The following is a 25,571-nucleotide window of genomic DNA, read 5'->3' on the forward strand; positions in this document are numbered from 1 at the left end:
ATTAGTCCTTATCCCCCATTAACGTAGAAATAGGTAAATCTATAGCAAATTGAACACCGGGGCTTGGAGACAGATTAACAAATTGAATATTCCCTCCCAGCTGCTCGGTCATTTGCTTAACGTAGACAAGCCCAAGACCCGTAGAAGGCGTTCCGTCCTTTGCATATTTGGATGTAAATCCCGCTTTAAAAATGAGACGTTCATGCCTTTTTTTCACTCCGGGACCGCTGTCTCTTACATACAATAAAATGCGATCTTCTTCTCGACATACATCGATAATAATCGCGCCTTCTTTTTCAATCGCTTCGACCGCATTCGTTACTAGGTTATTGATTAATGATAAAAACAAGTACACGTGATAGCGAGGATGCTCTCCTAAAATCGAATATGAAAAATGAATATCTTTTGCTAACATCGCCGCATATTTTTCGTTGCTGCGCATCACGATTTGAAGCAGACTTTCAATTTCCATATACTCAGAAAATTCTTCTTTTGTAATAACTTTGGACAGTCCTGCTGATATCCGCTGGTTGTCTTTTTTAATATCATGTACTTCCCCTGCAATTTGTAATGCTTTTTGGCTAAAATCGTGCAGTGAAGTAAGCTGGTGGATATCCGCTTCGTGTAATTCTTCATACAAATCATACGACTTTTTCGTAATTCTCTCAGCGTCCTGCAGCGTTTTTTTCAAATGAATGGATTCCTCATATAAATTTGAAAGCACAACAAGCAGCTGATCATTTTTTTGAGAGATTTGTCGTTCTCTCAGCTGCCCTTCGTAAAGTTTGATCATGCTAAATAGGCATAAAACAAAGAAACTTCGAAAGACACCTACAATAAAAATCTGCATGAACTCTGGAAACACAATATGATGATGAACCATTACATACATACAAAGCAATTCCATCCCGCCTGAAACCGTTTCGATGATGATGCTCCATATGCCAATAATCCAAGGCTTTGAATGAAAATCGTTAATTTTAAACCACGAAAAAGAAATGGCATAAACGAGATAATAAATCCCCGCTGAACACCTGATCTGCAAAGAATGCAGAAAATCAAATGATTCGTAGCTATACCAGTCAAGGTACATCCGAAAGCCCACTATAGCACTCGCAACTAAAATACCTGGTATTACAGGAGATACCTTTCTTAAAAGCAGCAGTGAAAAGAAAAAAATGGGCACAGCAAAGCTAACTCTATACGTATCATGAAAAGGATAATATTTAAGCTCTCCCGCTAGCGGCACAACGACTATCATCACCAGAATGAGTAAAACATCTTTTTTTACTACCGTATCAACTTTCATCGTTCACTTCCTGCACTTTTTGAACATAAGTATATAGTTTAGCAATCTAAAAGACAATCGCTCTTCTCTATATTTTTTTACATTCCTACTTCCATTTATAAATATAGCCCATATATAAACAGTTATTTATTCTCTTTCATTATTCTCTGTAGTTTTTTAGATTTTCTTGTTTTATTTTGTAATTTTTGTTGTATAGTAGAAGTACCTTTTAAAATGTGAGGCTGTATCACAACTATTCAATTATTATTACATCACCTGATAGCTACACTAAAAAGGAAAACTATTATTTTATAGGGGGAGCTTATTTTACAATGTGGATCATTACCGTTTACTCGAAAAACCAAAGTCCGACTATGTTTGAATTTGAATCAGAGGTAGAGGCGAAAAAGACGTTTCAGGAGATTAAAGGGTGTAAGATCCTATCGGAAGTTATTTACTATAACGACCGAGTTCCCGCTTTAGCGTAAATCAGTTGATGTAGGAAATTTTACAAATTACCGGTTAAAAGCCACGTAAAGAGCCAAAGGATGGTCCTATTCCTTTGGCTCTTTACTGTTTGATTAGAAAAAACGAGGCTGAGACATAATGACATGAGCTGAACCGCTTGTGACACCGCAGTTGATTTCCGCGCAAGACTTCGCTTTCCGCGGGAGTCTTCGTCTTGCCCTCCAATCAACTGCTAGAAGGGGCTAACGTTGACCCTAACAAAAAAAACGAACCACTAATCAAACGTGTTGATCAATGGTTCGTTTTTCACTTCGTCTAACATACTTTTGTCCCAGCCTCGTTGTGCTTTGTGAGCATACTGACTGCCCACATTACGATAAAGTTGACAAGCAGCGCAATAAATCCGACATTGATATCCTTCATTTGCTGAGGCAGTGATGGAAATAACGTACCAATAGTAGATCCGCTGATTGTAATATAGGCTACTACAATAATTCCAGCAACAATCCCCCACGCTGCTCCTTGTTTCGTTACAAAGTTATTTTTCTTCAAGCTGAAAAGCAGAGATGGAAACAGCTGTGTCATTAGACTATAGCCCATTAAAATAATTGTTGACAGCGTCGTTCCTCCGTTTAGGGTAAAGTAAACGGAAATGAGAGCCACAACCGGTACAAAGCTTTTCGCTAAACGAGCAATACGCGCTTCGCTTGCCTGAGGCGCAAACGGTTTGTATATGTTTTTCGCCAGCAGCGTTGACGCACTCATTAACAGCATCGATCCCGGCACAAGCGCTGTCAGCAAACCCGCTCCTCCTATAATTCCAATAAACCAAGGATCAAAGGTTTGAATTGAGATCCGTAATAGCGCAAGATCCACGTCTCCTCCGCTTAAACCAGGAACTTTTAAAATAGCTGCAAATCCAACAAAAAATACAAAGAGCAGCATCAGCGTATAAAGAGGACTAATGATTGCATTTTTACGAAATACCTTTGCATTTTTCGCTGTATAGCTTGAACTAAAAACCTGCGGCCACATATAAAAACCAAGTACTAGTAAAATAACGGTCGAAATAAACCACGAGACGCTTAATCCTTGCTCAGGAAACTTTAAAAACCCTGGCTTCGCTGTATTCACCGCTTCAAACATCGGACCGTATCCTCCGTAATAATGAAAAGGTAAATAAATGCCTAAAAATCCAATCACAGCAAGCATCATAATGTCTTTAATAACGGCCGTCCATGCAGAACCGTGGATACCGGATATCATAACATACAGCGTTAAACTGATAGCTCCCATCCAAATGGCTGCCGGCATTGAAATGGCACCGTATGATGCTTGTGATACAATAATCCCCAATCCTTTTAACTGCACAACAATAACAGGAATGACAGCAATCACTCCTACAGCAGCTACAAGCACACCAAGGTAAGGGCTTTTATATTTGCTTACAAAAAAATCAGGCTGCGAGACGAGCTTATGATCTCTTGCATACTTCCAAATAACAGGAAGAAGCCAGTATGATAAGACATATGATAAGCTAATATAAATTAACACATAAAGTGCAGGAGCTCCTTTTCCATAAGCCCATCCGCTTCCGCCTAGAAACGAAAACGTTGTGTAGATTTCTCCGGCCATCAGCACAAACACTAAAACAGCCCCGAAACCGCGTCCGCCTACCGTCCACTGCTCCAAGTTCATATCCTTGCCTTTGGTTGATCGTATGCCAAGAAAAATAGCTGCCACTAAAAATAGTAAAATAATAATAAGTGCACTATTCATTCTTCTTCCCCTTCCCGATTTCTGGGATCAAGCTTGTACATAACCCCTAAAATAATGGACGTAAGCACCACCCATATCACCATCCAAAACATATTGAACGGCATACCGAGAACAAACGGAGTCACTCGATTAACAAAAGGGAGAAAACCTAATATGCCTACGAACGGAAGGACAGACAAAATATAGATAAATTTCATGACTAAACTCCTCCGACTTTCTAAAACTAACTTCTTTATATTACCACATATTCCGTGTATTCAATGAAGGAATGCTTGCATTTAAACTGAAATAATCTCTAAAAGATAAAATATTCTGTACTATTTTACAAAAATACTGTTTTCATTTTTCTGAATAAATAGTATAATTTCTTCTTATAGTTCGCAGGAGGTATCGTACAGATGAAAACAATAGAGAAAATCAGTACATTTGCAGGAAAAACATTTACGCTTTGGGTTATTCTAATTTCCGTTATTGCCTACTCATTCCCAGAGCATTTTGTATGGATTGGAAAGTACATCGTTCCGCTCTTAGGAATTGTCATGTTTGGAATGGGATTAACGCTGTCAGCGTCTGATTTCAGTGAAGTGTTTCGAAGACCGAAAGAAGTAGCACTAGGCGTGGTGGGACATTTTATCATTATGCCGCTTCTCGCATTCGGTTTGGCGATTGGTTTAGATTTACCAAAAGAAATAGCAGTGGGCGTTATTTTAGTAGGCTGCTGTCCAAGCGGCACATCATCAAACGTAATGGTCTTTTTGGCTCGAGGAAACGTTGCGCTCGCAGTTGCTATCGCTTCTGTTTCAACCATTTTAGCACCGATTGTTACACCGCTTCTCATTTTATTATTTGCAAGCAAGTGGGTCGATATTGATATCATGTCTCTTATCATTTCCATTATACAAGTTGTCATCATTCCGCTTGCTCTTGGATTTACAATCAAAAAGTTTTTTGGAAAAGCTGCAGAAGCAAGTTCCAAAGCTCTTCCCCTTGTTTCAGTAGTCGCGATTGTCTTGATTGTATCTGCCGTTGTGGCAGGAAGCCAAGCCCAGCTTGCTAAAACAGGCGGTATCATTTTTGCCGTAGTTGTTCTTCACAACATTCTTGGTTTCACAATCGGCTTCTTCTTTGCCCGCTTATGCGGAATGGATCTAGCCAAACAAAAAGCAGTGGCAATGGAAGTTGGTATGCAAAACTCAGGGCTCGGCGTCACCATTGCTTCCACTCACTTTTCGCCGCTAGCCGCTGTCCCAAGCGCCATCTTCAGCGTCTGGCACAACATCTCAGGCTCAGTGCTAGCCTTTATCTTCAGCAAACTAAAAGACAAAAACCAGCCTTCGTCTGATAAAAAAATGGCTGGCTAATACCATACACTTATAAGGGAGCCAAAAAAACTCCCTTGAATGTTCCCAAAAATCTTTTGTATTAAGAAGAGTTTAAAAAGTTCTTAAAAGGTTCTACCTAGCGGAATGCCACCAACTCCGCAAGGGGGGTGTCATTCGCTTAGGTATAGAAAAAAGAGACATGGCGCTTTTGCCATGTCTCTTTTTTCTACATTGATTAAAAACTATTAGCCTCTTCCTGCTTGGAAAGAAGGGTATTTCGTCATACCACCATCAGCAAATAATGTAATACCTGTTACATAGCTTGCTTGTGATGATGCTAAGAATGCTGCAACTGCTGCTACTTCTTCTGGTTTACCGATGTAACCCATTGGAATCATGCTTTCTACGTCTGCACGTTGTTCTGGATCTGCAAATTTCTCTGCGTTAATTGGTGTGTTCATCGCACCTGGTCCAATGTTATTTACGCGGATACCTTTTGGCGCATATTCAAGAGCCAATGTTTCCGTCATTAGTTTCATACCGCCTTTACTTGCTGCATAGTGAACAAATAATGGCCAAGGAATCATTTCGTGAACGCTAGACATGTTGATAACATTTCCTTTAATATCGTTTTCAACGAAATATTTAATTGCTTCACGGCTTCCTAAGAATGCACCTGTTAAGTTTGTATCAATAACTTTGTTCCAGTTATCTAGAGATAGCTCATGAGAAGGAACTGGGTTTTCAACACCAGCGTTGTTAATCATAACGTCTAATGTACCGAATTCTTTAATAGCTGTTTGAACAAGATTTACAACGTCTTCTTCTTTTGTTACGTCGCCTTGAACGATGATTGCTTGTCCGCCTGCTTCTTCTACTTCTTTTTTCGCGTCTAAAGCTTCTTCTTCATTGTTGTAATAGTTAATAACAACTTTTGCTTCTTCTTGACCGAAACGAACAGCCATTGCGCGTCCTAAACCTGTTGATCCACCTGTAATTACAACTACTTTATCTTTTAAATCTGTATACATAATAAAATCCTCCTAGTGTTTTCATTTATTCATACATACTATCATTAACTTTTACGTAAACGTTAACTTTTAGCCATTCCGAGGAATACGCCACCTAAAATGATGAGCACAATACCAATCGTAATTGAAATAAGCTGACGCTTTGTTTTCTTTTCTCCAAGTAAGAAGATACCGCCAAGCGTTGAAATAACAATTCCCATTTGTGATAATGAGAAGCTTGTTGCAACCCCTACTTTAGGTTGAGAAATAAATAAGAACATGTTACCAGCTGCCCAAATCAGCCCTGGAATAATGTTGCGAATTGCGTATTTATTAAACGGTTTGTGTTTATAAGTAAGTATAAGTCCACCAATTAACATACCAATAGCTTGTGGGAATAGCGCCGACCATCCGTCTACATTAAATAAACGAGCGACAACTACATACACTAAGTATCCAATTGTTGAAATAATAAGGGTAATAATCCCTTTTTTGAATTGTCCAGATTGCTCTGGGTTTTTTTCGCTTTCTAGTGATGTTAGCACGATACCAATAACAATGAAAATAAGAGCTAACACGCCTAAAATAACGGTTGTTGTTGTTGACCACTCGTGAAATACGATAACACCAAACAATGATGTCGTCACAAGCTGCATACCAGTTGAAATTGGCATGGTTTTTGAAACACCAATATAATCAATCGTTTTCAACTGATTACTTTGCCCAACTGCCCAAAATAATCCTGAAACGATTCCGACAATAAAAATAAGCGGCGTCAATACGGGATGAACTACGAAGTAAATAACGGCTGAAAAGATCAGCGCACCAATTGTAGTCCCAAGCGTTTGACTGTAAGGACCTCCGCCCAATTTAACGTTGAACAGGACAATACTTCCCCAGAAAATCGCAGGAAGAATAGCCAAAAGGATATCCATTTGATACTAACCTTCTTTCTCAAACTCTTGATGTAATTGTAAATTTAAAGTACCTTTTATTTAACTAGGTAACTTTATGTAACCAATCTTAGACCTTTTTTCTTGATACGTCAACAATAATATGTCGATTTTGTGACTTTTTTTGAATACTTTACAATACAGCGTTTCCAAGCTACTGAAAGTTTTGAAAATAAAAAAAGATAGCCTTTTCATTATCCAAATGTTAGTATATAATAACATTACAGTGGTTACTTTTAATATCCTATATACAATAAAGCAGGTGACATCAATGAATGATTTTGATGATTTATGTCCAAAAGTGTGGAAAACATTCGATATAATAGGAAAAAGATGGAATGGATTAATTATTTATGTCCTTATGAGCGGACCTAAACGCTTTAGTGAAATTCACAGCAGCATTCCTTCTTTAAGTAAACGAATGTTAACCGAACGAATGAAAGAGCTGGAAGAAGAAGGAATTGTGATCCGGCACGTTATTCCTGAACGTCCTGTTCGCATTGAATATATCTTAACTAAAAAAGGATCAGAGCTTGGTATGATCTTAGGGCCCGTCAGTAAGTGGGCAAAAACATGGATAAAATAAAAAAGCCTCCAGTGAGGCTTTTTTTACGTTTGATAGAGGATATAATTATTTTTCCCTTCTCTTTTTCCTTTGTATAGCGCATCATCTGCATTTTTTAATAATAAAGCGGCTGACTCCCCGTCCTCTGGATAAATAGAGACGCCGATGGTAGTTGTTGTGCGCAAACAATAGCCCCGTACGTTCCAGCTTTGCTGAAGAGATACATGAATCCGCCCAGCAATTTGTTCAATTTCCCGTCCATTTGTTACGTTTAAAATAATGATAAACTCGTCTCCGCCCAACCGATAGATGCGATCGCCTTTCCGTACACAGCTTTTTAATCTCTTCGTGTATGCTTTTAGAAATTCGTCGCCTATATGATGGCCATATTCATCGTTAATCTGCTTAAAATTATCACAGTCGAGAAACAAAAGCGCAAAAAACTCATCGCTTTTCCGCTGCCCATTTTCAATTACTTTGTTTAACTCTTTTAATAACATCGCCCGGTTGGGAAGACCTGTTAAACTATCGTGAGTGGCTTCAAAATGAAGTTTATTTTCTAGCGCTTTTTGTTCAGTAATATCATTGTGAATGGATACATAATGAGTAATATTTCCGTCTATATCTTTTAACGGCACAATTGTTTTCGATACCCAGTATGACTGATGATGCTTCGTCTCCATTTCAAGCTGCCCTCGCCATACTTTTCCGCTTTTTATTGTTTCAAGCAGCTCATGGTGGTCATGATGAAGCTCTGCATCTCGATAATACTTCCCTAATAAATCTTCTTTTTCATAACCTGAATACTGTACATACATATCATTTACATAGGTAATAATTCCACCTGCATTTATAATCATAACGCTAGCTGATTCATCAAGCGCATATTTTATATTTTCAAGTTCTTTCAGCGTATAAGCCAGCTGTTCTTCTGCTTCTTTTTGAGGCGTAATATCGTGTAAGATTGCATAAGCCCCAACCGTTTGATTATTTACTTTAACAGGAATGGTGGTAATATACACGTGTTGTATAGAATGTTGGCTTCTGCGGAATGTTAGTTCTGTACTATAGCTAATTTCTTCATATACATTCCAAGACTTGTAATTACAGGCTCCCATTCTTTTAGCAATATCTCGGTAATTTTGATGCAGCACATCGCTTGCAGAAAGCTGCAGCGTTTCTAAGAATGCGCTGTTGATATTTAAAATCGTGCCGTCCAAATTTAGCATACAAACCGCGTGGTGGTGGTTTGTAAATAGCGATTTGTACCACTGTTTGCTTTTTATGAGCTCCAATTCTAATCTTTTAATAGCTGTGATATCCCGGTAAATCACCGAATAGGCGACCAGTTGATTTTGATAGTCATAAATCGGTGAACAGCTGACAGAGACACACACGCTTTCGCCGCTTTTTGTGTACCTGACTGTTTCATAAGGAGGCAGCGTCTTGCCATTTTTTAATTCTGCTATTAATTTAAGGTTTTCTTTTTCCTCTTTCTTTGACACGATGTTCATCTCTTGACGGCTTTTTCCTATAACTTCTTCTTTTCTCCACTGAAATAGCTTTTCAAATGCACCATTGACTGTTAAGACCTTCTCATCACAATCAGCAATTAAAATGGCGTCTACCGTATTTTCTAAAAACGCATCGAGTAAGCGCGTGCTCTCTTCCTGCGTTTTTTTATAATGAATTTCTTGAGCCATGACAAGGACATGTGAAGGGGTTGTCGCTTGATTAAAAAGAGGGGTAAATGTTACTTCATATGCATGCCGGTCGGGCTGAAAAAGCTGTATGTATTGATATTGAATCGGTTCTTTCGTGGCAATAGCTTTTTCACAAAGTGTGTAAAAAAGCAGATTTTCTTCTTTATTGATTATCTTGTCTTCCATTTTGTCAAAGAATTGCTGAGCTGCTTTGTTACATTCTTTATAATATAGCTGATGTTTTTCTTGCTGAATTAAAATAACAGGCTGCGGCATATTCATAAAATAAAATTGGAATACCCCTTCACTATACATACTAAATATCCTCCATCTGCCTTTGGAATTTCACTAAACGTCTTGTTTTGATATGCAATTTACTCATTCTACCAAGCCAACACATCTTCTTTATCCCTTAAAATATTTTAACAATCGCACAAAATCACATAATTTTATAAAAATTCAAGACATCTGCGTTGCATATAAGTCTAATTACCCGTTCTCATATTACGATAAATTATCTATTTAGTGAAGTGTATGGTTTAAGAGTTCAGCAGCCTTTCTCGTCTGAATAAACTGCGGTACTTATTATAAGTTAAGTAGGAAGAGATCGACTGCGGCGTGCCCAGTAAATAGCCCTGAGCAGCATGTAGGTTTAACGAAATCGCTGCGGCTAAATCTTTATCTCGTTCAACGCCTTCTAAAATGAGATTCGTATGCGGATAATAGTTAACAAGCAAATCAATCAGATCTTTCTTTTGCTTGCAGTCAGCTAGCCCTTCAGCATAGCTTCGATCCAGCTTCATATAGTGAGGTTCGTACATGCTCACTTGTCTCATCGCTGCAGCCCCTGCTCCAAAATCATCAATCGCAATTTTGAAACCGGCCTCTTTCAAACTCATTACTCGGGCAAAAAGAGCAGGCGATTCCCATAAAATCTTTTCATGAAGCGTTTCATTTAACTCCCATACAATGCGATGCTTGGCGTTTTTATAGGTGTTCAACAGATACGTTAAAAACAGTTGAAAATGGGGATGGAGAAGAGTAGATGGAAACACATTGATAAATACATCCTCTGATTTGAACACATCAAACGGAAAGTGCTTGATCGCTCCTTCAATTGCCATCGTATCAAGCTTGTACAAATAATTATGGCGTCTTGCCAGTGAAAACAGCTCTTCAATCTGCCCTTTTGCGAAAGCCGTGCGCAGCAAAGCCTCAAAACCAAGCGTCTCCCACGAATTCAACGCATAAATAGGCTGATATACAAACTGAAAGTCTTCATACGTCAGTTCCTTTAACACATGAGCATCCATTCTTTCGTTTAATCACCTTTCGTTTTCAATATACTATTTCTTCCATAACCTAAACTTATAAAAATATATCCTAAAAACAGATAATTGTCCATTAAAAGTAAGAGATTCCATTAGGCGATTTAGGTGTTTTGAGACTTGCTGGGGGCTTATGATAGCAACAAAGAAGTGTTTTAGAGGCTTTTATGCTTTTGATAGACAGGCTGTAAAGGATGTTTCAAAAAAGAGCGGACTCACTCTCATCTAAAACAAACAAATTGGATAAAGGAGCTGGACTACTTGTTACACCGCGGTTGATTTCCGTGCATGGCTTCGCTTTCCGCGGGCGGGCGCTGAGCCTCCTCGTCGCTTACGCTCCTGCGGGGTCTCACCACTTCCGCTTTTCCCGCAGGAGTCTTCGCCTTGCCCTCCAATCAACCGCTAGAAGCACCTATATACATAAAATCTACGTTTACCAGATACTTAGCGCAATAATCTCTTATCGTTAGTTTGTAATCATAGACAAATTGCTAATATTGATAAATAGATGCTAGTTGGAAAACCAAAGATACCAGCCCATACAAAGCATTACAAAGAAATATTGTACCTACAGCTAAAGCAAATCCTATAACTTTCTTCATCTAATTTGTTACCTCTTCTTCTCTATAAATTCTCTACTATTTTTCATCTTTAAAATGAATATTTTCTAGAATTTTTAAAAACCATTCTTTCTTTTTATCTTCATCACCGCTTTTATATTTATCACTACTATCGAAAGAAATCTGTAATACTTTATTAGAACTCTTATCTGCTACATATGCCAAGTATGCATTAGGAATATGTTTCTTTTTATCTACTATTACACGCTTTTCTGTTCCTTTGAAATAAATATAAGCTGATTGGTAGTAAACCCTCGTCTGTGAGTTTTCAATCTTATTAGGAATACTTAATCCAAACCTTCTCTTAAATAAATACACTTTGTTTTCACTTGAGGGAATAGCTCCCCATTGTTCAAAGTCTTTATTATCTCTAGCGTAATCTCCATTTTCACTCAGTAGTCTATATCCTTCCGGAAACCACATCGTATACTGCCCCGTCTTTGATTTAAATTCATAAAATCCGTCGCCTACTTTTTTATCTTTGTTCAAGAACTTACGTGTAAAGTGATCATCAAAAGCTGGGACATTTGGATAGCGGCTTTCGTTTATCATCCATATTCCACCTATTAAAATAGCAACTCCTGTAATGATTGCGGGAAGGGTCTTCGTACGTTTTTTTATTGTCATACACTCCCTTTATTATTCTTTTGAAATAAACGGGACTTAATGTAAATTGTTCAACATATAAAAATCCCTCAGACCACTGTCTGAGGAATAGAAGTATCCCTTATGTTAATTCACTTTCATCCATTGATTCTTTATATCGAATTTCGTACTCTCTCTTATGCATATCTTTAACAGAATGCATAAAACTCATAATATGCTGAAATGCTCCAGTATCATACTGCTGAGCCCTTAGCGTATATCCCCGCTCAGCTGCTTCTAATTTACTTTTAACAGCATCCGCAAACTCACCCGTTTGGTTTTCTAAATAGCTTTTAGCATGCCAAAGCTTTTCATTCACTTCTTGATCCTTTTTAATTAACTCTTTAATTAACTCTTTAATCCTTTTTGCCTGCTCGTCTTTGAAGTCATCACCATCAAATTTAAACGTGTATTTACCGCTCGTTGTTCCTGTGTGTGTAAAATCAAAATCAAACAATTAAATCCCCCCTACTACTTTTTTCATACTTTTAATATCTGAAGCTACCGATTCGTCTGCTTCCATCATCTTCTCGAAATTTTGGAAGAACGCTTCAAGAAACTTTTGATAGTATGTAACTTCCTCTTGAATAGAAGAAATAATCTCTTCAACAGGGGTAAATACACTATCGTCTAGCGGATCAAACGTTTTGTCAAACGTCACTTTTTCAGCCACACGCTTTTGTCCAAACCAAGCGAGAGTAGCTCCGTCTTTATCTGCCTTTTCCATAAATGACTGGGGAGAAGCTTCTTCTCTGGATATTTTCATTTTTAACTTTTTCTTCTTAGCTTCGAAGACTTCGTTAATTTCACTATGTAAATACTGCTTTAGTGCATTTAAGTTTGCTTCTTTGTCTTTAATGGCATTAGCACAGTAATAAACAAACTTCTTCATTTGTTCATAATCTAGCAAGATTTCTTCCTGAGATCCTGAATCAAAAACCTGATAATATGTCTTCATAGTATTAGCTTCTGTGTATTTGACGAAGTAATTAATTCCGTGCAGTTTTGCTTGGTCCCTTTGAGATATTCCTTTATAAACCTGTGAGAACCCCCCGGGACTAGTTAGTAAATTAACTCCACCTGCTGCGCCTAGAGCAACTCCAGCTTTTATCTCACCTAAATGGAGAAAAGGATACTTTTTTATATGCTCAAGGTATTGCTCACTCTTATTAGGAAGGTCGAGTAACGTTTCCTGTTTTACATGATCATTAACAAAGCCTAAGCCACCTAGTATCGTTTTCACTCCAAGATTATAGCGAAATTGGTCTATCATATACACTGGATTCCATTTTGCTTCTTTTTGAAAAGGATATTTTCCAATGTTAATCATTTCTTCTGTATCTAAATCTCCAAGCATCGTCACTTTGTTACCTGCATACCAGCTGTTTGGAAAGGATTGAGCATGCATGGGCTCGCCTTTTACCCAGGTATGGCTAATTCTTTTTGCTTCTTTTTCATAATAAGTATTAGCTAGAGATATGAGGTCATTTGAAGATAAACGTCTGCTTGCTCCTCTTTTTCGATTTATATATTCTAAGAAGTCTTTATCAAGGTCTTTGAGCTGTTTAACATTTACAGGAGCATCATTCAACCCTCTTATGTTCACAAAGTTTTTAGTTAACAGACCTAATGTAACTATAAGGTGACCACCTAGAGAATGACCATCTCCATACCTTTTAATTTCAATATCTGAACCTTCCACCTTTTTTTCTACTTCATTGTACATCTCTAAAGCATCGTTAATTTGCTTGTTACTTTTTCCTGCTCCAATACCTAATGCATCATAAACCACATCACCAAAATCTTTGGATGGTTCTGTTCCTCTAAAGATATAATATATTTCATTAATATGGTGCTTTTTATCATAAAAATGAATAGCAGCTCCATCGAAACCAGACTTTTTTCCAATTTTCATGTCCGTACTGCTATAAATCTCAAAATTCGGCGGTTCTTCCCCATTGTTTCTTCATAGATTTTTTTTATTTCTTTCTCTTTTCCTGATAAATCCTTATATTCAAGTTGTGTTAACTTATTTCTTAAACTATTATTTAAAACAGAATGATTAGCCATTGTGTTCATCCTTATTAAAAGTAATGCTCTTTAATATATTTATAATCCATTCATCTCGTTCTTCTGCTGACTTTTTAGAAAGATGATCATCTGTACTATCAAAATAAAATTCAATTACACGCTCGGAGTTCTTGTCTGCAATATAACCAGCATACGTAGTTGGAATATGTCTATTAAAGTCCGTAATTACCCTTTTATCTGTTCCTTTAAAATATATGTACGCTCTGTCATAATAAATTCTTGTTGTATCTGTCTGTAATTTTTGAGGGCTAGTACTATGAAAACGTTTCTTAAATAAGCTTTCTACATAGACCTTTTCTTTATCGGGATTTTTCTCAGACAACTCAATGTTAATATATCCTTTATGTCCTTCATTGTTATTATTCGAGGCTTTCCAAAATTCATAATATGTATCGTCTTTAACATAATCTGATGCATCCTCATGTATTAATTGATACTCCTCCGGAAACCACATCGTATACTGCCCGGTCTTCGACTTAAATTCATAAAACCCGTCATCCACTTTTTTATCTTTGTTTAAGAATTCACGCGTAAAGTGATCATCAAAAGCAGGGACGTTTGGGTATCGGCTTTCGTTTATCATCCATATTCCTCCTATTAAAATAGCAGCTCCTGCAATGACTGCAATAATGGTCTTCGTACGTTTTTTCATTGTCGCACACCCTTTTAGTTATGTTATAACCTATGTTTTATACATGTTCGATACTATCATACTTATAATGGGAGAATCATAAGCAGAACGAATCAAAGAACCATAATTAGGAAGTGGTTATTTTTTACTATCACTTACCCTTTCTTTTAAATAAATAATCGTTTCTTACTTTATTAATGATTTCTCTCAATAAAGAAAACCCCACTTTCAAAAAAGTGAGGTTGATTACATAATATAGACCATTTACTGAACGCTTCGCTCTTCTTGTGCCAGCACATCAATTTCAGCATCAATCTTTACGCTGTGGGTTTTTCCATCAAGTCCAAGAATCACAATTTCGTACTGCTTGTTAGCAAGAACAACCGATTCAATAATGCCTTTATGCTGTCTTAACGCGTATGCTTTTGCACGGCTTTTAGTTAAAGGAATCGTTTTTTCTTTCAAAATACTGCCGGTTTGGGCGTTAATTTTTACTTTATGCTCTTCTCCGTTTAACGTAAGGATGTCTACTATATAAATAGGAAGAGTGAGTATTTTACTCAGCGATATGGATTTGATAATGCCTTTATATTCTTTTAATGCGAGAAGCTTTGCTTGTTCTTTCAACAAAAGAGATCGTTTTTCAGAAATCATTTGACGCCATCCTTTCTAGTTTATAAAACGGACTGCTGTTTCAATTTCTTAACGTACCATATCCTATGTATACGTCTACTAACTAGTATAGCGGGCTTGTCTTAAATTTATCTTAATATTACATGAAAGATAGCTGAAGAAAGCTGTTATTCACTGAAAAAACTAGACCTGATTAGATCTAGCTTCTTATTGGTGAATGTGAATTCTACATCTTTTTCGTTTCGAATCGTTCTACGGCTCTCATTTGTTTGATTGATGGGGATTTGTGTACGCACATGCCCAGATGAACTTTTTGAAGCAAATAGGGATCAATGTAAAAACCATTTTGAAAGATGTTTTCTTTTTCCTGTTCGTCATGAAATTTGGAGCATCTTACACAGTAATACATATCATAACCTCCTTGCGGACTATTTTATAAACGGGGATAGTTTTGAATGGTATATTTACCTACATCATATGGAAAAGAACAAAAGTCGTGCTTGTTTAGGGAAAATGTCCGAAAAGGAGAAGGCTTGTCTGTGGGCTAAAACACTGGATTTTAAAAATGATTATTTAGAACATAAATCAGTTTAATTCTAATAAAAAAGCCCCTTTCAAAAAGAAAAGAGGCACTTTTTATTAATTTGTTACTTTTGCGCTGTTTTGATGCCAGTTCCAAGCTGATGCGATAATTTTTTCTAATGAAATTTGCGCTTCCCAGCCTAATTCTTCGTGAATTTTATCAGAAGATGCAACTAGGCGTGCCGGATCTCCAGCGCGGCGGTCTGCCATTACAACATTCGCTTTTTTACCCGTTACTTTTTCACACGTTTCGATCACTTCTTTTACAGAGTAACCAAGGCCGTTTCCAAGATTGTACGTTGCTGTTTTCTTCGTGCCGTCTAACAGTGCTTGAAGCGCTGAAATGTGAGCATTTGCTAGGTCCGTTACATGAATGTAGTCACGGATGCACGTTCCGTCTTCAGTATCGTAGTCTGAGCCGAATACAGAGATGTTTTCACGTTCACCAAGCAGGTGCTGAAGAATGATTGGAATTAAGTGCGTTTCAGGATCATGGCACTCGCCAATTTCCGCTGTTTCGTAAGCACCCGCTGCGTTGAAGTAACGAAGCACCACATATTCCATATCGTAAGCACTTGCAAAGTCAGCTAAAATCTGTTCAATCATTAACTTTGAACGTCCGTACGGATTAATTGGGTTTGTTGCCGTATCTTCTGTAATGATATCTACAGAAGGGATCCCATATGTAGCAGCAGTAGACGAAAAAATAAACTTTTTCACATTGTGCTTCATCATCGTTTGTAAAAGGGTTAACGTCGCAGCTACGTTGTTTTGATAATATTTAAGAGGATCTGTTACTGACTCCCCTACTAAACTATTAGCAGCAAAATGCATGACAGCATCAATTTTATGATTTGTGAATACGCTTTCTAAATCTTTCTCATTACCTAGATTTCCTTCTACGAATACCGCTTTCTCATCGATTGCCCAGCGATGACCCGTTGATAGATTATCAAGTACCACAACTTCATTTGTTTTCACTAATTCTTTTACTAGGTGGCTTCCGATATAGCCTGCTCCTCCGATGACTAAAATCATACTGTCAGTCAGCTCCTTTTTATTAAGTGTCGCTACAGATATCGTACCCGTTTCTTTTCCATTTGTAAATATTTCATTTTTCAGTATATGATACCGCAGCTGTCTCTTTTAATTAGTATATCTACTAATTGTGAACTGAGTGTGAAGATATTCGTTTCTGCTCAAAAACCCGTGCGTGTAGGCAACGGGTTTTCTTCTTAGATTTGCTGAGGCACTTTCTTCATATCTTTTACTTTATTTTTTAATGGAAGCATCCCTTCAATATGACATTCAATACAGTCCCCGTCTTCAATAACAGCCGGTCCCGGCGTTCCGGTGAGGATGATGTCACCTGGATGCAGCGTCATGACTTTTGAGAAAAATGAAACACAGTATGCGATGTCGTAAATCATATTAGACACTGTATTTTCATGCTGCATGTCTCCATTTAGCAATGTGCGCACTTGAAGTGATTTTACGTTTGATATACTTTCTTTTGTGATAAATTCTGAGCCTATACTGCAAAATGTATCAAAGCTTTTCGCTCGCATTAAGTAACGATGATTCGCCGCATGAATATCAGCTGCGGTTACGTCAATTGCTGACGTATAACCAGCAATTACGTTTATGGCTTCATCTGGCTCTATATCCTTACACGTTTCGCCGATTACCACCGCTAGTTCCGCTTCAGCCGTTGTTTTGTAGGACTGCTTTGGAATACGAATGCTGTCATCTGGTCCAATAATGGCGGTTGCGGGTTTTAAAAAACTAACTGGATCAATGGCACGGTCGTAGTCTTTTAGTTTTTCTTCAGAAGCCGCATAATTAAATCCAATGCCTAATAATTTCGACGGATTACTAATGATAGGAGCTGTTTTTCTGCCCTGCAAGTGCAGTACGGGAAAAGAGCTGTTCATACCAAATTTATTATGGGCGTACCATGTTTCAAGGTGGCGAAGTTCTTTATATTGAATAAGATCCCAAATTGTTGTAGACCAGTTTGTTAAATATTTAGTATTGATGTCTTCTATAAGCATAATGCTGTCATTATCTAAAATAGCTGCTTGTTCTTTCCCTTGCTCTATTATATTTACTAACTTCATGATACGCTCCTTACCGATGCTTGAATGATACGACCGCTGTTTTCTTTTACCCAATTTAATAATTTTTCATCTTGGCTGTATCCTGCAATAAAAGATAAACCGACTGGCAAACCGTCTAGTTCTCCTGCAGGTATCGTAACTTGGGGAAGACCGCTCAGGCCGGCAATACACGTCATTTGAAGTGTTCGCAATCTTCTGTTTTCTAATTCCGGTCCTTTTGCATCTTTTACAGGCGCGGGTCCTGGAGCTGTAGGAAGTACTAATATTCCTTCTTCTCCAAGCTGTGAGTACATAAAATAGCGAAGTTCACGACGCTTTTCTTCTATATAATTCATATTTAATAATGTAAGAGTGCTGGCCCATTGAAAGCGGCTTCCGATGTCTTCTCCAAAGGTTGGATTTTCTTTTTGAATCCACTCTCCGTGCGTTTGCCAGATTTCTTTTCCTTGCAGCAAACGGAAGGTTTCCATATATGTAGAAAAACCCTGAGGGGCAATCGCTATCTCTTCTATAGTAGAGAAAGACTCCATTACGTGGTTGATAGACGGCGCAAGAGCTCGCATGCTTTGTTCATCCACGAGTTCCATTACATCTGTTGGTACATACAGCCGTGTAAATCCATTAGCACGCGACGCTGAATTCAATAAAACCGCTCCTACTTTTTGCAGAGTGTGGCCGTCTCTAGCCATTACACCAACTGTATCAAAGCTAGGAGCCAGTGGAATCAGACCGTTTGTAGAAATGCGTCCGTGAGAAGGACGATACCCGAAAATACCGCAGTAGCTTGAAGGAATTCGAACCGATCCTCCCGTATCTGTTCCAATCGCAAAATCAGTTATTCCCGCTGCGACAGCAACCGCTGATCCGCTTGAAGAACCTCCCGGAATTCGATCTGCGCTTTTTGGGTTTACCGGTGTTCCGTAATGCGCGTTTTCTCCATTTAATCCGTACATAAGCTCGTCAGTATGCGTAACTCCCTTTAGCGCAGCTCCTTCTTTTAAAAGAGCAGCTACTACGTCTGCATGTTCACTTGCAGGCTGATGCGTGGCGAGCCAATCTGGATTTCCCGCACTTGATATATGTCCTTGTACATCAAATACGTCTTTTAACGCAAAACTCAAGTTATTTAACATTCCCGTTCCCGTTGGAGGTACGTAAAGATCACTGTCTACAAATGCGTTCCACGTATCTTTCATTCAACCATCTCCTCGTTTCTTATATCTGTTTAGAATATAAAATTTGGAATAAGCCGGTCAATGAATGTGTCAGGTCTGTTAACATTAATATTATGTAAATTTCCCAGCTTCTCTTTTCCTAGAGAAACTAGCCGTTTTATTTCCCTTTTAGCACGTTTGCGAGTAAAGTAGAAACATATCATTTTACGAAAAGGACTATCGCGATGGAACAATCTACTACGCTTTTCTTATTTATTTTATTAGCTTTTGTGCTAACAAGAGGCATTCCATTTATAGGTTCATTTGCTCCTAGCATTAATCAGCTGCTTCGGCATATTGGACGTTATTTTTCAAATTTAAATACGATGTTTCATGAAGATGGCCACGCGTTAATGGGGCTTATTGTCGGAAAAGGCGTCAATCGCATTGAGCTGTATACCAATAATGAAGGCGTAGCTGTGACTGCCACCTACGCGGGATCCCGTGGATGGCTGCCGCGCGTCATTATTGCTTTAGCCGGCTACCCGTCCAGCTCAGCAATGGCTTATTTGTTTTTCTACCTGCTCGTTCACCATCACTACGACTGGCTTTTTTATGGGTTAGGAAGTGTTGTTGTTATTAATTTACTGCTTTGGGTACGTAACGGATACGGAATTGTATGGCTTTTTTCTATCGGTTTGATCCTCGGAGGTATTTATTATTTACAAGACCCACAGCTTACGCGCTACAGCATGATGTTTGTTGGTGCGCTGTTACTTGTAGAATCTCTATTTTCTGCCTTTATTATTTTTGTGTTAAGCATCAAATATCCACACGATGCAGGTGACGCTACGAGTTTAAAGCAGCTTACCCATCTTTCAGCACGCTTTTGGGGTTTTTTATTTTTCGCACAGGCCGTGTATGTGGCTTATTTGATTTTTCAACTGATTTATTAAAGACAAAATCCCCAAATTTTTCTTAAGAAAAATTTGGGGATTTTATAATTTAAAGGAATAATTTACTTTTATGCACTAAATAATGGTTTACGAGTTCCCTTAATGAGGTATATATTGGGTACTATGAAGTCGTAAAGAGGTGTGGGATACTTGTCATTATTTTTAAAGTGGAAGCAAAAGAAGCATGAAAAAGAAGTAGAGCGTGTTCTTGAGGAATCAATCTCAAAAAGAAAAGACTACTGGAACACAATTGGACATGTAGACGGAGACGTATTAACTCATTTGTTAAATCCCATGTTTTTTGGCGGGCCTGCTTGGCCATCTGGACGTCAAACATTTATTCGTGTTCAAAAAACAGAGACGGTTATTCTCGCAAGTGACGGCTTGTCCGATCCGTTTCAATCCCCCGAAGAAAAGAGCCGAAAGCAAGGAAAAGGTTTAGAATTCTATATCGAATGCGATGATGAATCTCTGCGCGGACCTGTATCTGATATCCAGGATCACTGGGCATTTGACCTTCTTTATCAAATGAGTCAAAATGCTGCCGCTCATCCTAATATGCTAGAACTATTCATGAAGCACGATATTCTTTCAATTGAATTTACTGATTTGGACGTACCGTCTCATTTTGTAAATGAAAATGGAGAAATTGGTGTATTGCTAGGCGTTCAGTCTCCTTCTGTTTCAGCTAGCCTCTCTTTACCTTACGAATCTATTAAACTGATTAGCATGAAGCTTCTTACACCAAACGAATTAGAGTATGTACGCGAACAAGGAGCGCAAGGACGCAGGCAGCTTGCTGAAACATTTCAGCTGTCAAAAAGTTATCATATTACCATGACTAAAAGAGAGTCTCTTATTTAAAAGAGGTTCTTTTTTTATTTCTTCTATTGAAATAGAGCCCTGTAGAATATACTCCTTATTTACATGTAACTCAAGTTCACATACTTTTTTAAAGCTGCTTTTCATATGAGCGTACTATTTTTGATTCATGGTATATTTTGCTATAGTAAAAAAGAAGATATAAAAAAGGAGATGGACGTTAGACATGGCAGAAAAAGTACAGATTGGAAAATCCGAATTATATGTTAATCCTATTGGACTTGGAACAAACGCTGTAGGAGGACATAACTTATATCCTAACCTAAACGAAGAAGTCGGCAAAGACCTTGTTCATAAGGCGCTAGATAATGGCATAAACCTCCTTGATACAGCGTTCATTTATGGTCCAAAACGTTCTGAAGAACTAATTGGCGAAGTGCTAAAAGAACGTGGAAATCGTGAAGAAGCGGTTATCGCCACAAAAGGAGCACATAAAATTGTTGGAGATGAGGTACTGCTAGACAACTCTCCTGCGTTTTTAAAACAGTCAGTTGAAGATAGCTTAAAACGCCTTCAAACAGATTATATCGATTTGTATTATATTCATTTCCCAGACAAAAACACACCAAAAGACGAAGCGGTTGGTGCGTTAAAAGAATTAAAAGATGAAGGTAAGATCCGTTCTATTGGCGTATCAAACTTCTCGTTAGATCAGTTAAAAGAAGCAAATAAAGATGGTTATGTAGACGTGGTGCAAGGCCAATATAACTTAATTCAGCGAGAAGCAGAAAACGATATTTTACCTTATACGGCTGCAAACCGCATTTCATTTATTCCGTACTTCCCGCTAGCTGCTGGTTTACTTGCTGGGAAATACGATAAAAACACAAAGTTTAATGACCTGCGCGAAGATATGCCTCATTTTATCGGGGAAGCATTTCAGCAAAACCTAGAAAAAGTAGAGCGTCTTCGTCAAATCTCTAGCGCAAAAGGCGTAGAAGTAGCTCATCTTGTTCTGGCTTGGTACTTAACGCGTGATTCAATTGATGTGTTAATTCCAGGGGCAAAACGCGCTGAACAAGTACTTGATAACTTAAAAACATTAGATGTTCAGCTCACTTCTTCCGAAATTAAAGACATTGATCATATTTTTAAATAATATAAAAAGAGCTTTGCCATAGGTAAAGCTCTTTTTTCTATACAATTCCGCTGGCTAATAGAACAAAAGCCGTAAAGAAGAATCCCATCTGTACAAAGCTTGTTACGTATTCTTTTGTTTCTTGTTTATATTTCCATTCATCTATACTTTTCAGCAAAATATTCACGATTAAGAATAGGAAAGATACGATATAAGGCTCTACAACCATAAAAATCATATCCAATATGAGAAAAAGAACAAAAGCTACCATCACATATTTGTCCCAACGTTCTAAAGCTAGACTTTCATACTCATATTTTCCCCAAAATTTGCTGCGAGGTCTATCAAGCACTTTTCCTAAAATAAAATCTACTACGACTGCTGCTCCTACTAGCATGATTAATATATACATCGTCATCTCTCCTTCCTTTTTATGGTATCATTTCAGCTCGTTTCTGTTAAGATCTCAGCTACAAAGTGCTTAAACTGCTTTATTTCTTCTGTTTCGCCTTTTGTTACGATATACGTGTGTGAAGAAGGCCGAATAATTTTTTGCTGTGAAATTACGCTTAACGTTTGATTTTCAACTTCCTTTTTCACCATAGAAAATGGCAAATAAGATACGCCTAAACCTTCTTCAATAAAGCGCTTTGTAATTTCTACTTGCGTCACAGGAAGCAGCTGAATGTGAGGATAACAAGCCTTGAGTTGAAGGAGTAAATCTTCCCAATAAACAGGATGATTATTCGTAAGCAGCCGGTAGGAAGATAACAGCTCCTGTTCCGTACGTGCTCCTACAGAAAACGGGGCGACTAAGACTGCTTTTTCTTTATGAATTAACTCATAAAAAACGTCTGCCTGACCCGGAAGCATCCTTGTTAATCCAACATCTGATTTTCTGTCGCTGATGTCTTTTCCCACTTGAAACGAATTTGTGATATTAACCGTGACTTCAATATGGGGATATCTCTCTACAAATTGTTTGATTAGACTCGGCAAAACTGATGCTGCTATTTGAGGAGCAGCGGATATAGTCAACTTTCGGTTATATCCTTGCTTCCATAGCTTAAAATCCCCTACTCCTTCCTCATATGCTCTCACCATTTTTTGAGCATGAGGCAAAAAAAAGCGTCCTGCCTCAGTCAGCGCGATATATTTACCTTTTTTTTCAAAAAGCTCATCTCCTAATTCTTGCTGCAGTCGCTGAATATGCTTTGATACAGCAGGCTGCGTTAAAAATAAATCTTCAGACGCTTGTCTGAAATTTTCATAAGAAGCCGCTACAATGAATGTTTTTAGCCATTTGATCTCCATTTTCTTCTCTCCATCTCTTTCTATTCATAACAAACTGGAATCAATACTGCTTATTTTTGTTTATTTTCTTTTCTATCAAACTTCTATACGATATATGTATCTCAATATTACCAAATAAAGGAGCTGTAAAAATGAAAAATAACGTTAAAGAAAAATTTAATGCTCATGCTTCTCAGTATGATGAGCAGCGCCGCAAACTCATTCCTTGTTTTTTTGATTTTTATTCTATTCCCGTTTCGCTTCTTCACTTTTCAAAAAAGCCGCTTCGCATACTTGATATCGGAGCAGGTACAGGCTTGTTTTCTTCTTTTGTTAAAGAAAAGTACCCAGATGCGCATTTCACGTTGATTGACGTCTCAGATCAAATGCTTGAAAAAGCAAGGGAACGCTTTAAAAATGAACAGCATATAGAATTTATCGTATCAGATATAACAAGCTACAAATTTGAGCACTCATTTGACATTGTGATTTCTTCACTTGCTATCCATCATTTAGAAGACAAACAAAAACACAAGCTGTATGAACAAATTTATGATTTGCTGCATACAGGAGGAATATTTATTAATGCCGATCAAGTATTAGGCCATTCTTCTATTATTGAAGAGTTATATAAAAAAGATTGGAGCGAACGAATTGCCGCAAGCGGATTAACTCATGAGCAAATTGAGGCTGCTCATGAACGTACGAAGTTAGATAAAATGGCAACCCTACATGATCAGTTAAATTGGTTAACAGCAAGCGGGTTCAGCGCAGTGGATTGCATTTATAAATTTTTTAATTTTGTTGTAATGTATGCTCAAAAATAACGGTTTAAAAACTACTTGTCTCTTTGCAAGTAGTTTTTTTACTCTCTCTCTCCCTATATTCGAATAAGAATATTTATCTATTTCCACAAAACTACGCATACTTCTTTTCCAGTTTCGTATATCTAATAATAGCTTCGTTCTCCTTAACTTTTGAATTTTTTGTACATAAAACCCATATAAAGTATTTTTATACTATTTTATGTCTTTTTATGGTATAAAAAATACAACTATGTTACAATATGATTACAAAACAATCTGTATAACGCTTTCATTTCTTTACACGAAAATGAAGAACTGGAAAGGGTGTGATGCTTATTTAAATATGAATCCGCTAGATTAGTAAACTTATATTCCTAAAATTGTACAAAGCATCAAGAAAAACTTAGTTATTCTTATTATTATAAATTCCCGCTAGTAAAGTCTTTCTACTTAATGATTTCCTTATTAAGCCCATACATACAGGTATAGAAAATGCAGCTATTCGTCTTTTATTTTATTAGTGAAGAATTTATAGCACCGCCCGAAGCATACGTTTTTCATTAATGCAGCCTAAGGAGGCGCAGCACATGGCAAATAGAATATCAAGAACAACTATCGTACTCATAGCGGCTATTTTAGCTCTAGCCTGCTTGTTTGTAGGAGTTCCAAAAACAGAAGCTGCTTCAACACCATCTCATTTAATTATCATTAACAAAGCGACAAACAAACTCGCTTATTATCAAAATGGTTCACTTGTCCGAACGTTTTCAGTAGCAACAGGACGCACGCAGTCTCTTACACCAGAAGGCCATTTCAAAGTAGTAAATAAAATTGTCAATCGCCCTTATTACTCAGGGAACATTCCTGGTGGAGACCCTAGAAACCCTCTTGGCAATCGCTGGCTAGGTCTAAATGCGAGAGGTACATACGGCACGACGTATGCTATTCACGGAAATAACAATCCTGCTTCCATCGGCAAATATGTAAGCAGCGGATGTGTTCGTATGTACGATGAAGAAGTCGCATGGTTATTTAGTAAAGTGACCGTCGGTACACCGGTTGTGATTACAACTTCTTCTAAATCATTTAACGACATTGCAGCAGCAAACGGGTACAACGTTTCTGGAAACTCAGGTTCTACTCCAGCTCCTTCTACAGGAACTGTTTTAAAGAAAGGCAGTAAAGGAAATGCAGTTAAAGAACTTCAGCAGAAACTAACTTCACTTGGCTATAATACACAAGGTACGGACGGTGTGTTCGGTGCCAATACAGATTCCGCTGTTCGTAAGTTCCAAAAAGACCACGGCTTAACGGCTGACGGCATTGTTGGCCCATCAACATATAAAGCTTTAGGAAGTTCAGGAGCGAACCCGACGACACCAACAAACCCGACAAATCCAAAGCCAACAAATCCACCAGCAGATACAACAATTAACACAAAACAAACGCTGAAAAAAGGAAGCAAAGGCAGCAATGTTCAAGCTCTTCAAAAGAAATTAACAGCGATTGGCTATAATACAAAAGGTACGGACGGTATCTTCGGTGCCAATACGGAAGCTGCTGTACGTAATTTTCAAAAAGACAATAAGCTAGCAGTGGACGGCATTGCCGGACCTAATACTTTAACTGCTATTTCCAAACGCTAATAGAGCCTGATTTCAGGC

At 37.8% G+C, this 25,571-nt stretch carries 27 protein-coding genes; 8 read left to right on the forward strand and 19 right to left on the reverse strand.

The features are described from left to right. Nucleotide 1 precedes the first annotated feature (1 nt). Nucleotides 2-1,309: a sensor histidine kinase gene (locus tag ACFX4W_RS27975; RefSeq protein WP_237074585.1), complete on the reverse strand. Its 1,308-nt coding sequence runs from the start codon at nucleotides 1,307-1,309 to the stop codon at nucleotides 2-4. Nucleotides 1,310-1,620: 311 nt separating this feature from the next. Between ACFX4W_RS27975 and ACFX4W_RS27980 the strand changes: the two genes are divergently transcribed. Continuing rightward, nucleotides 1,621-1,776 carry a hypothetical protein gene (locus ACFX4W_RS27980; protein ID WP_013055763.1) on the forward strand — a complete coding sequence of 52 codons (156 nt, stop codon included), beginning with the start codon at nucleotides 1,621-1,623 and terminating at the stop codon, nucleotides 1,774-1,776. A 295-nt stretch (nucleotides 1,777-2,071) separates the two neighbouring features. Here ACFX4W_RS27980 and ACFX4W_RS27985 read toward each other — a convergent pair whose 3' ends face one another. Next, nucleotides 2,072-3,535, reverse strand: a complete 1,464-nt coding sequence (locus ACFX4W_RS27985) for a sodium:solute symporter family protein (protein ID WP_162213724.1) — start codon at nucleotides 3,533-3,535, stop codon at nucleotides 2,072-2,074. Next, the gene (locus ACFX4W_RS27990; RefSeq protein WP_013055761.1) at nucleotides 3,532-3,732 is read right to left on the reverse strand and encodes a DUF3311 domain-containing protein; all 201 of its coding nucleotides are present in this window, start codon (nucleotides 3,730-3,732) and stop codon (nucleotides 3,532-3,534) included. The genes ACFX4W_RS27985 and ACFX4W_RS27990 overlap by 4 nt, the downstream gene beginning before the upstream one ends. Before the next feature lie 201 nt (nucleotides 3,733-3,933). On the opposite strand from ACFX4W_RS27990, the gene ACFX4W_RS27995 reads away from it, so the two are divergent. Continuing rightward, nucleotides 3,934-4,896, forward strand: coding sequence for a bile acid:sodium symporter family protein (locus ACFX4W_RS27995; protein WP_013082056.1), 963 nt, complete (start codon nucleotides 3,934-3,936; stop codon nucleotides 4,894-4,896). A gap of 206 nt (nucleotides 4,897-5,102) precedes the next feature. On the opposite strand, the gene gdh is transcribed toward ACFX4W_RS27995, so the two are convergent. Both gdh and ACFX4W_RS28005 read right to left on the reverse strand, forming a co-directional pair. Next, a complete protein-coding gene (gdh, locus tag ACFX4W_RS28000; RefSeq protein ID WP_025749618.1) occupies nucleotides 5,103-5,888 on the reverse strand; it encodes a glucose 1-dehydrogenase in 786 nt (261 codons plus the stop codon). Between the two features lie 62 nt (nucleotides 5,889-5,950). After that, the gene (locus ACFX4W_RS28005) at nucleotides 5,951-6,802 is read right to left on the reverse strand and encodes a GRP family sugar transporter (protein WP_014461263.1); all 852 of its coding nucleotides are present in this window, start codon (nucleotides 6,800-6,802) and stop codon (nucleotides 5,951-5,953) included. Between the two features lie 289 nt (nucleotides 6,803-7,091). Here ACFX4W_RS28005 and ACFX4W_RS28010 point away from each other — a divergent pair, with 289 nt between their 5' ends. Next, nucleotides 7,092-7,406, forward strand: coding sequence for a winged helix-turn-helix transcriptional regulator (locus ACFX4W_RS28010; protein ID WP_057239017.1), 315 nt, complete (start codon nucleotides 7,092-7,094; stop codon nucleotides 7,404-7,406). Between the two features lie 23 nt (nucleotides 7,407-7,429). On the opposite strand, the gene ACFX4W_RS28015 is transcribed toward ACFX4W_RS28010, so the two are convergent. The 12 genes from ACFX4W_RS28015 to ACFX4W_RS28070 all read right to left on the reverse strand — a co-directional run bounded on the left by ACFX4W_RS28015 (nucleotide 7,430) and on the right by ACFX4W_RS28070 (nucleotide 18,934). After that, entirely contained in the window at nucleotides 7,430-9,403 is a 1,974-nt protein-coding gene (locus ACFX4W_RS28015) for a PAS domain S-box protein (RefSeq protein ID WP_280559144.1), read from the reverse strand. Between the two features lie 224 nt (nucleotides 9,404-9,627). Next, entirely contained in the window at nucleotides 9,628-10,401 is a 774-nt protein-coding gene (locus tag ACFX4W_RS28020) for an EAL domain-containing protein (RefSeq protein ID WP_043979988.1), read from the reverse strand. A 653-nt stretch (nucleotides 10,402-11,054) separates the two neighbouring features. Further along, a complete protein-coding gene (locus tag ACFX4W_RS28025) occupies nucleotides 11,055-11,657 on the reverse strand; it encodes a hypothetical protein (protein WP_043980618.1) in 603 nt (200 codons plus the stop codon). 106 nt (nucleotides 11,658-11,763) lie between these two features. Further along, entirely contained in the window at nucleotides 11,764-12,138 is a 375-nt protein-coding gene (locus tag ACFX4W_RS28030; RefSeq protein WP_043979990.1) for a hypothetical protein, read from the reverse strand. Further along, the gene (locus tag ACFX4W_RS28035) at nucleotides 12,139-13,596 is read right to left on the reverse strand and encodes a DUF6792 domain-containing protein (RefSeq protein WP_043979992.1); all 1,458 of its coding nucleotides are present in this window, start codon (nucleotides 13,594-13,596) and stop codon (nucleotides 12,139-12,141) included. Further along, on the reverse strand, nucleotides 13,593-13,751 hold the full coding sequence (locus tag ACFX4W_RS28040) for a hypothetical protein (RefSeq protein WP_157842259.1): 159 nt from the start codon (nucleotides 13,749-13,751) through the stop codon (nucleotides 13,593-13,595). Before ACFX4W_RS28040 ends, ACFX4W_RS28035 begins: the two co-directional genes overlap by 4 nt. Beyond that, nucleotides 13,744-14,424: a hypothetical protein gene (locus tag ACFX4W_RS28045; RefSeq protein WP_043979994.1), complete on the reverse strand. Its 681-nt coding sequence runs from the start codon at nucleotides 14,422-14,424 to the stop codon at nucleotides 13,744-13,746. Before ACFX4W_RS28045 ends, ACFX4W_RS28040 begins: the two co-directional genes overlap by 8 nt. A gap of 243 nt (nucleotides 14,425-14,667) precedes the next feature. Next, nucleotides 14,668-15,057, reverse strand: a complete 390-nt coding sequence (locus ACFX4W_RS28050) for a PepSY domain-containing protein (protein WP_043979997.1) — start codon at nucleotides 15,055-15,057, stop codon at nucleotides 14,668-14,670. A gap of 205 nt (nucleotides 15,058-15,262) precedes the next feature. Further along, entirely contained in the window at nucleotides 15,263-15,445 is a 183-nt protein-coding gene (locus ACFX4W_RS28055; RefSeq protein WP_013055747.1) for a DUF3973 domain-containing protein, read from the reverse strand. Nucleotides 15,446-15,675: 230 nt separating this feature from the next. After that, nucleotides 15,676-16,656, reverse strand: coding sequence for a UDP-glucose 4-epimerase GalE (gene galE, locus ACFX4W_RS28060; protein WP_043980000.1), 981 nt, complete (start codon nucleotides 16,654-16,656; stop codon nucleotides 15,676-15,678). A gap of 197 nt (nucleotides 16,657-16,853) precedes the next feature. Then, the gene (locus ACFX4W_RS28065; protein WP_237074581.1) at nucleotides 16,854-17,738 is read right to left on the reverse strand and encodes a fumarylacetoacetate hydrolase family protein; all 885 of its coding nucleotides are present in this window, start codon (nucleotides 17,736-17,738) and stop codon (nucleotides 16,854-16,856) included. Then, entirely contained in the window at nucleotides 17,735-18,934 is a 1,200-nt protein-coding gene (locus ACFX4W_RS28070; protein ID WP_043980004.1) for an amidase, read from the reverse strand. Before ACFX4W_RS28070 ends, ACFX4W_RS28065 begins: the two co-directional genes overlap by 4 nt. A 203-nt stretch (nucleotides 18,935-19,137) precedes the next feature. Here ACFX4W_RS28070 and ACFX4W_RS28075 point away from each other — a divergent pair, with 203 nt between their 5' ends. From ACFX4W_RS28075 to ACFX4W_RS28085, 3 genes are all read left to right on the forward strand, one after another. After that, nucleotides 19,138-19,848 (forward strand): M50 family metallopeptidase, encoded by a 711-nt coding sequence (locus ACFX4W_RS28075; protein ID WP_280559141.1) that lies wholly within the window; start codon nucleotides 19,138-19,140, stop codon nucleotides 19,846-19,848. 141 nt (nucleotides 19,849-19,989) lie between these two features. After that, nucleotides 19,990-20,712, forward strand: a complete 723-nt coding sequence (locus ACFX4W_RS28080) for a suppressor of fused domain protein (RefSeq protein WP_241771361.1) — start codon at nucleotides 19,990-19,992, stop codon at nucleotides 20,710-20,712. Between the two features lie 184 nt (nucleotides 20,713-20,896). After that, nucleotides 20,897-21,829, forward strand: a complete 933-nt coding sequence (locus ACFX4W_RS28085) for an aldo/keto reductase (RefSeq protein WP_025749635.1) — start codon at nucleotides 20,897-20,899, stop codon at nucleotides 21,827-21,829. A 37-nt stretch (nucleotides 21,830-21,866) separates the two neighbouring features. On the opposite strand, the gene ACFX4W_RS28090 is transcribed toward ACFX4W_RS28085, so the two are convergent. Both ACFX4W_RS28090 and ACFX4W_RS28095 read right to left on the reverse strand, forming a co-directional pair. Continuing rightward, a complete protein-coding gene (locus tag ACFX4W_RS28090; RefSeq protein ID WP_043980022.1) occupies nucleotides 21,867-22,220 on the reverse strand; it encodes a DUF4181 domain-containing protein in 354 nt (117 codons plus the stop codon). A 32-nt stretch (nucleotides 22,221-22,252) separates the two neighbouring features. Continuing rightward, entirely contained in the window at nucleotides 22,253-23,122 is an 870-nt protein-coding gene (locus ACFX4W_RS28095) for a LysR family transcriptional regulator (protein WP_043980025.1), read from the reverse strand. Between the two features lie 131 nt (nucleotides 23,123-23,253). Here ACFX4W_RS28095 and ACFX4W_RS28100 point away from each other — a divergent pair, with 131 nt between their 5' ends. Both ACFX4W_RS28100 and ACFX4W_RS28105 read left to right on the forward strand, forming a co-directional pair. Next, nucleotides 23,254-23,928: a class I SAM-dependent methyltransferase gene (locus ACFX4W_RS28100; protein ID WP_280559140.1), complete on the forward strand. Its 675-nt coding sequence runs from the start codon at nucleotides 23,254-23,256 to the stop codon at nucleotides 23,926-23,928. 566 nt (nucleotides 23,929-24,494) lie between these two features. Next, entirely contained in the window at nucleotides 24,495-25,553 is a 1,059-nt protein-coding gene (locus ACFX4W_RS28105; protein WP_162213714.1) for a L,D-transpeptidase family protein, read from the forward strand. The last annotated feature ends 18 nt before the right edge of the window (nucleotides 25,554-25,571 follow it).

This window comes from Priestia sp. YIM B13489 (assembly GCF_042787645.1).
GTDB lineage: Bacteria > Bacillota > Bacilli > Bacillales > Bacillaceae_H > Priestia > Priestia megaterium.

Bases quoted from the DNA above. Each gene is read 5' to 3' on its own strand.
- ACFX4W_RS28020 (WP_043979988.1), bottom strand. From the start codon at position 10,401: ATGGATGCTCATGTGTTAAAGGAACTGACGTATGAAGACTTTCAGTTT.
- ACFX4W_RS27975 (WP_237074585.1), bottom strand. From the start codon at position 1,309: ATGAAAGTTGATACGGTAGTAAAAAAAGATGTTTTACTCATTCTGGTG.
- ACFX4W_RS28095 (WP_043980025.1), bottom strand. From the start codon at position 23,122: ATGGAGATCAAATGGCTAAAAACATTCATTGTAGCGGCTTCTTATGAA.
- ACFX4W_RS28100 (WP_280559140.1), top strand. From the start codon at position 23,254: ATGAAAAATAACGTTAAAGAAAAATTTAATGCTCATGCTTCTCAGTAT.
- ACFX4W_RS28015 (WP_280559144.1), bottom strand. From the start codon at position 9,403: ATGTATAGTGAAGGGGTATTCCAATTTTATTTTATGAATATGCCGCAG.
- ACFX4W_RS28090 (WP_043980022.1), bottom strand. From the start codon at position 22,220: ATGTATATATTAATCATGCTAGTAGGAGCAGCAGTCGTAGTAGATTTT.
- ACFX4W_RS27980 (WP_013055763.1), top strand. From the start codon at position 1,621: ATGTGGATCATTACCGTTTACTCGAAAAACCAAAGTCCGACTATGTTT.
- gdh (WP_025749618.1), bottom strand. From the start codon at position 5,888: ATGTATACAGATTTAAAAGATAAAGTAGTTGTAATTACAGGTGGATCA.
- ACFX4W_RS28040 (WP_157842259.1), bottom strand. From the start codon at position 13,751: ATGGCTAATCATTCTGTTTTAAATAATAGTTTAAGAAATAAGTTAACA.
- ACFX4W_RS28035 (WP_043979992.1), bottom strand. From the start codon at position 13,596: ATGAAAATTGGAAAAAAGTCTGGTTTCGATGGAGCTGCTATTCATTTT.
- ACFX4W_RS28010 (WP_057239017.1), top strand. From the start codon at position 7,092: ATGAATGATTTTGATGATTTATGTCCAAAAGTGTGGAAAACATTCGAT.
- ACFX4W_RS28085 (WP_025749635.1), top strand. From the start codon at position 20,897: ATGGCAGAAAAAGTACAGATTGGAAAATCCGAATTATATGTTAATCCT.
- ACFX4W_RS28045 (WP_043979994.1), bottom strand. From the start codon at position 14,424: ATGAAAAAACGTACGAAGACCATTATTGCAGTCATTGCAGGAGCTGCT.
- ACFX4W_RS28075 (WP_280559141.1), top strand. From the start codon at position 19,138: ATGGAACAATCTACTACGCTTTTCTTATTTATTTTATTAGCTTTTGTG.
- ACFX4W_RS28055 (WP_013055747.1), bottom strand. From the start codon at position 15,445: ATGTATTACTGTGTAAGATGCTCCAAATTTCATGACGAACAGGAAAAA.
- ACFX4W_RS28105 (WP_162213714.1), top strand. From the start codon at position 24,495: ATGGCAAATAGAATATCAAGAACAACTATCGTACTCATAGCGGCTATT.
- ACFX4W_RS28005 (WP_014461263.1), bottom strand. From the start codon at position 6,802: ATGGATATCCTTTTGGCTATTCTTCCTGCGATTTTCTGGGGAAGTATT.
- ACFX4W_RS27990 (WP_013055761.1), bottom strand. From the start codon at position 3,732: ATGAAATTTATCTATATTTTGTCTGTCCTTCCGTTCGTAGGCATATTA.
- ACFX4W_RS27985 (WP_162213724.1), bottom strand. From the start codon at position 3,535: ATGAATAGTGCACTTATTATTATTTTACTATTTTTAGTGGCAGCTATT.
- ACFX4W_RS28050 (WP_043979997.1), bottom strand. From the start codon at position 15,057: ATGATTTCTGAAAAACGATCTCTTTTGTTGAAAGAACAAGCAAAGCTT.
- ACFX4W_RS28065 (WP_237074581.1), bottom strand. From the start codon at position 17,738: ATGAAGTTAGTAAATATAATAGAGCAAGGGAAAGAACAAGCAGCTATT.
- ACFX4W_RS28070 (WP_043980004.1), bottom strand. From the start codon at position 18,934: ATGAAAGATACGTGGAACGCATTTGTAGACAGTGATCTTTACGTACCT.
- galE (WP_043980000.1), bottom strand. From the start codon at position 16,656: ATGATTTTAGTCATCGGAGGAGCAGGCTATATCGGAAGCCACCTAGTA.
- ACFX4W_RS27995 (WP_013082056.1), top strand. From the start codon at position 3,934: ATGAAAACAATAGAGAAAATCAGTACATTTGCAGGAAAAACATTTACG.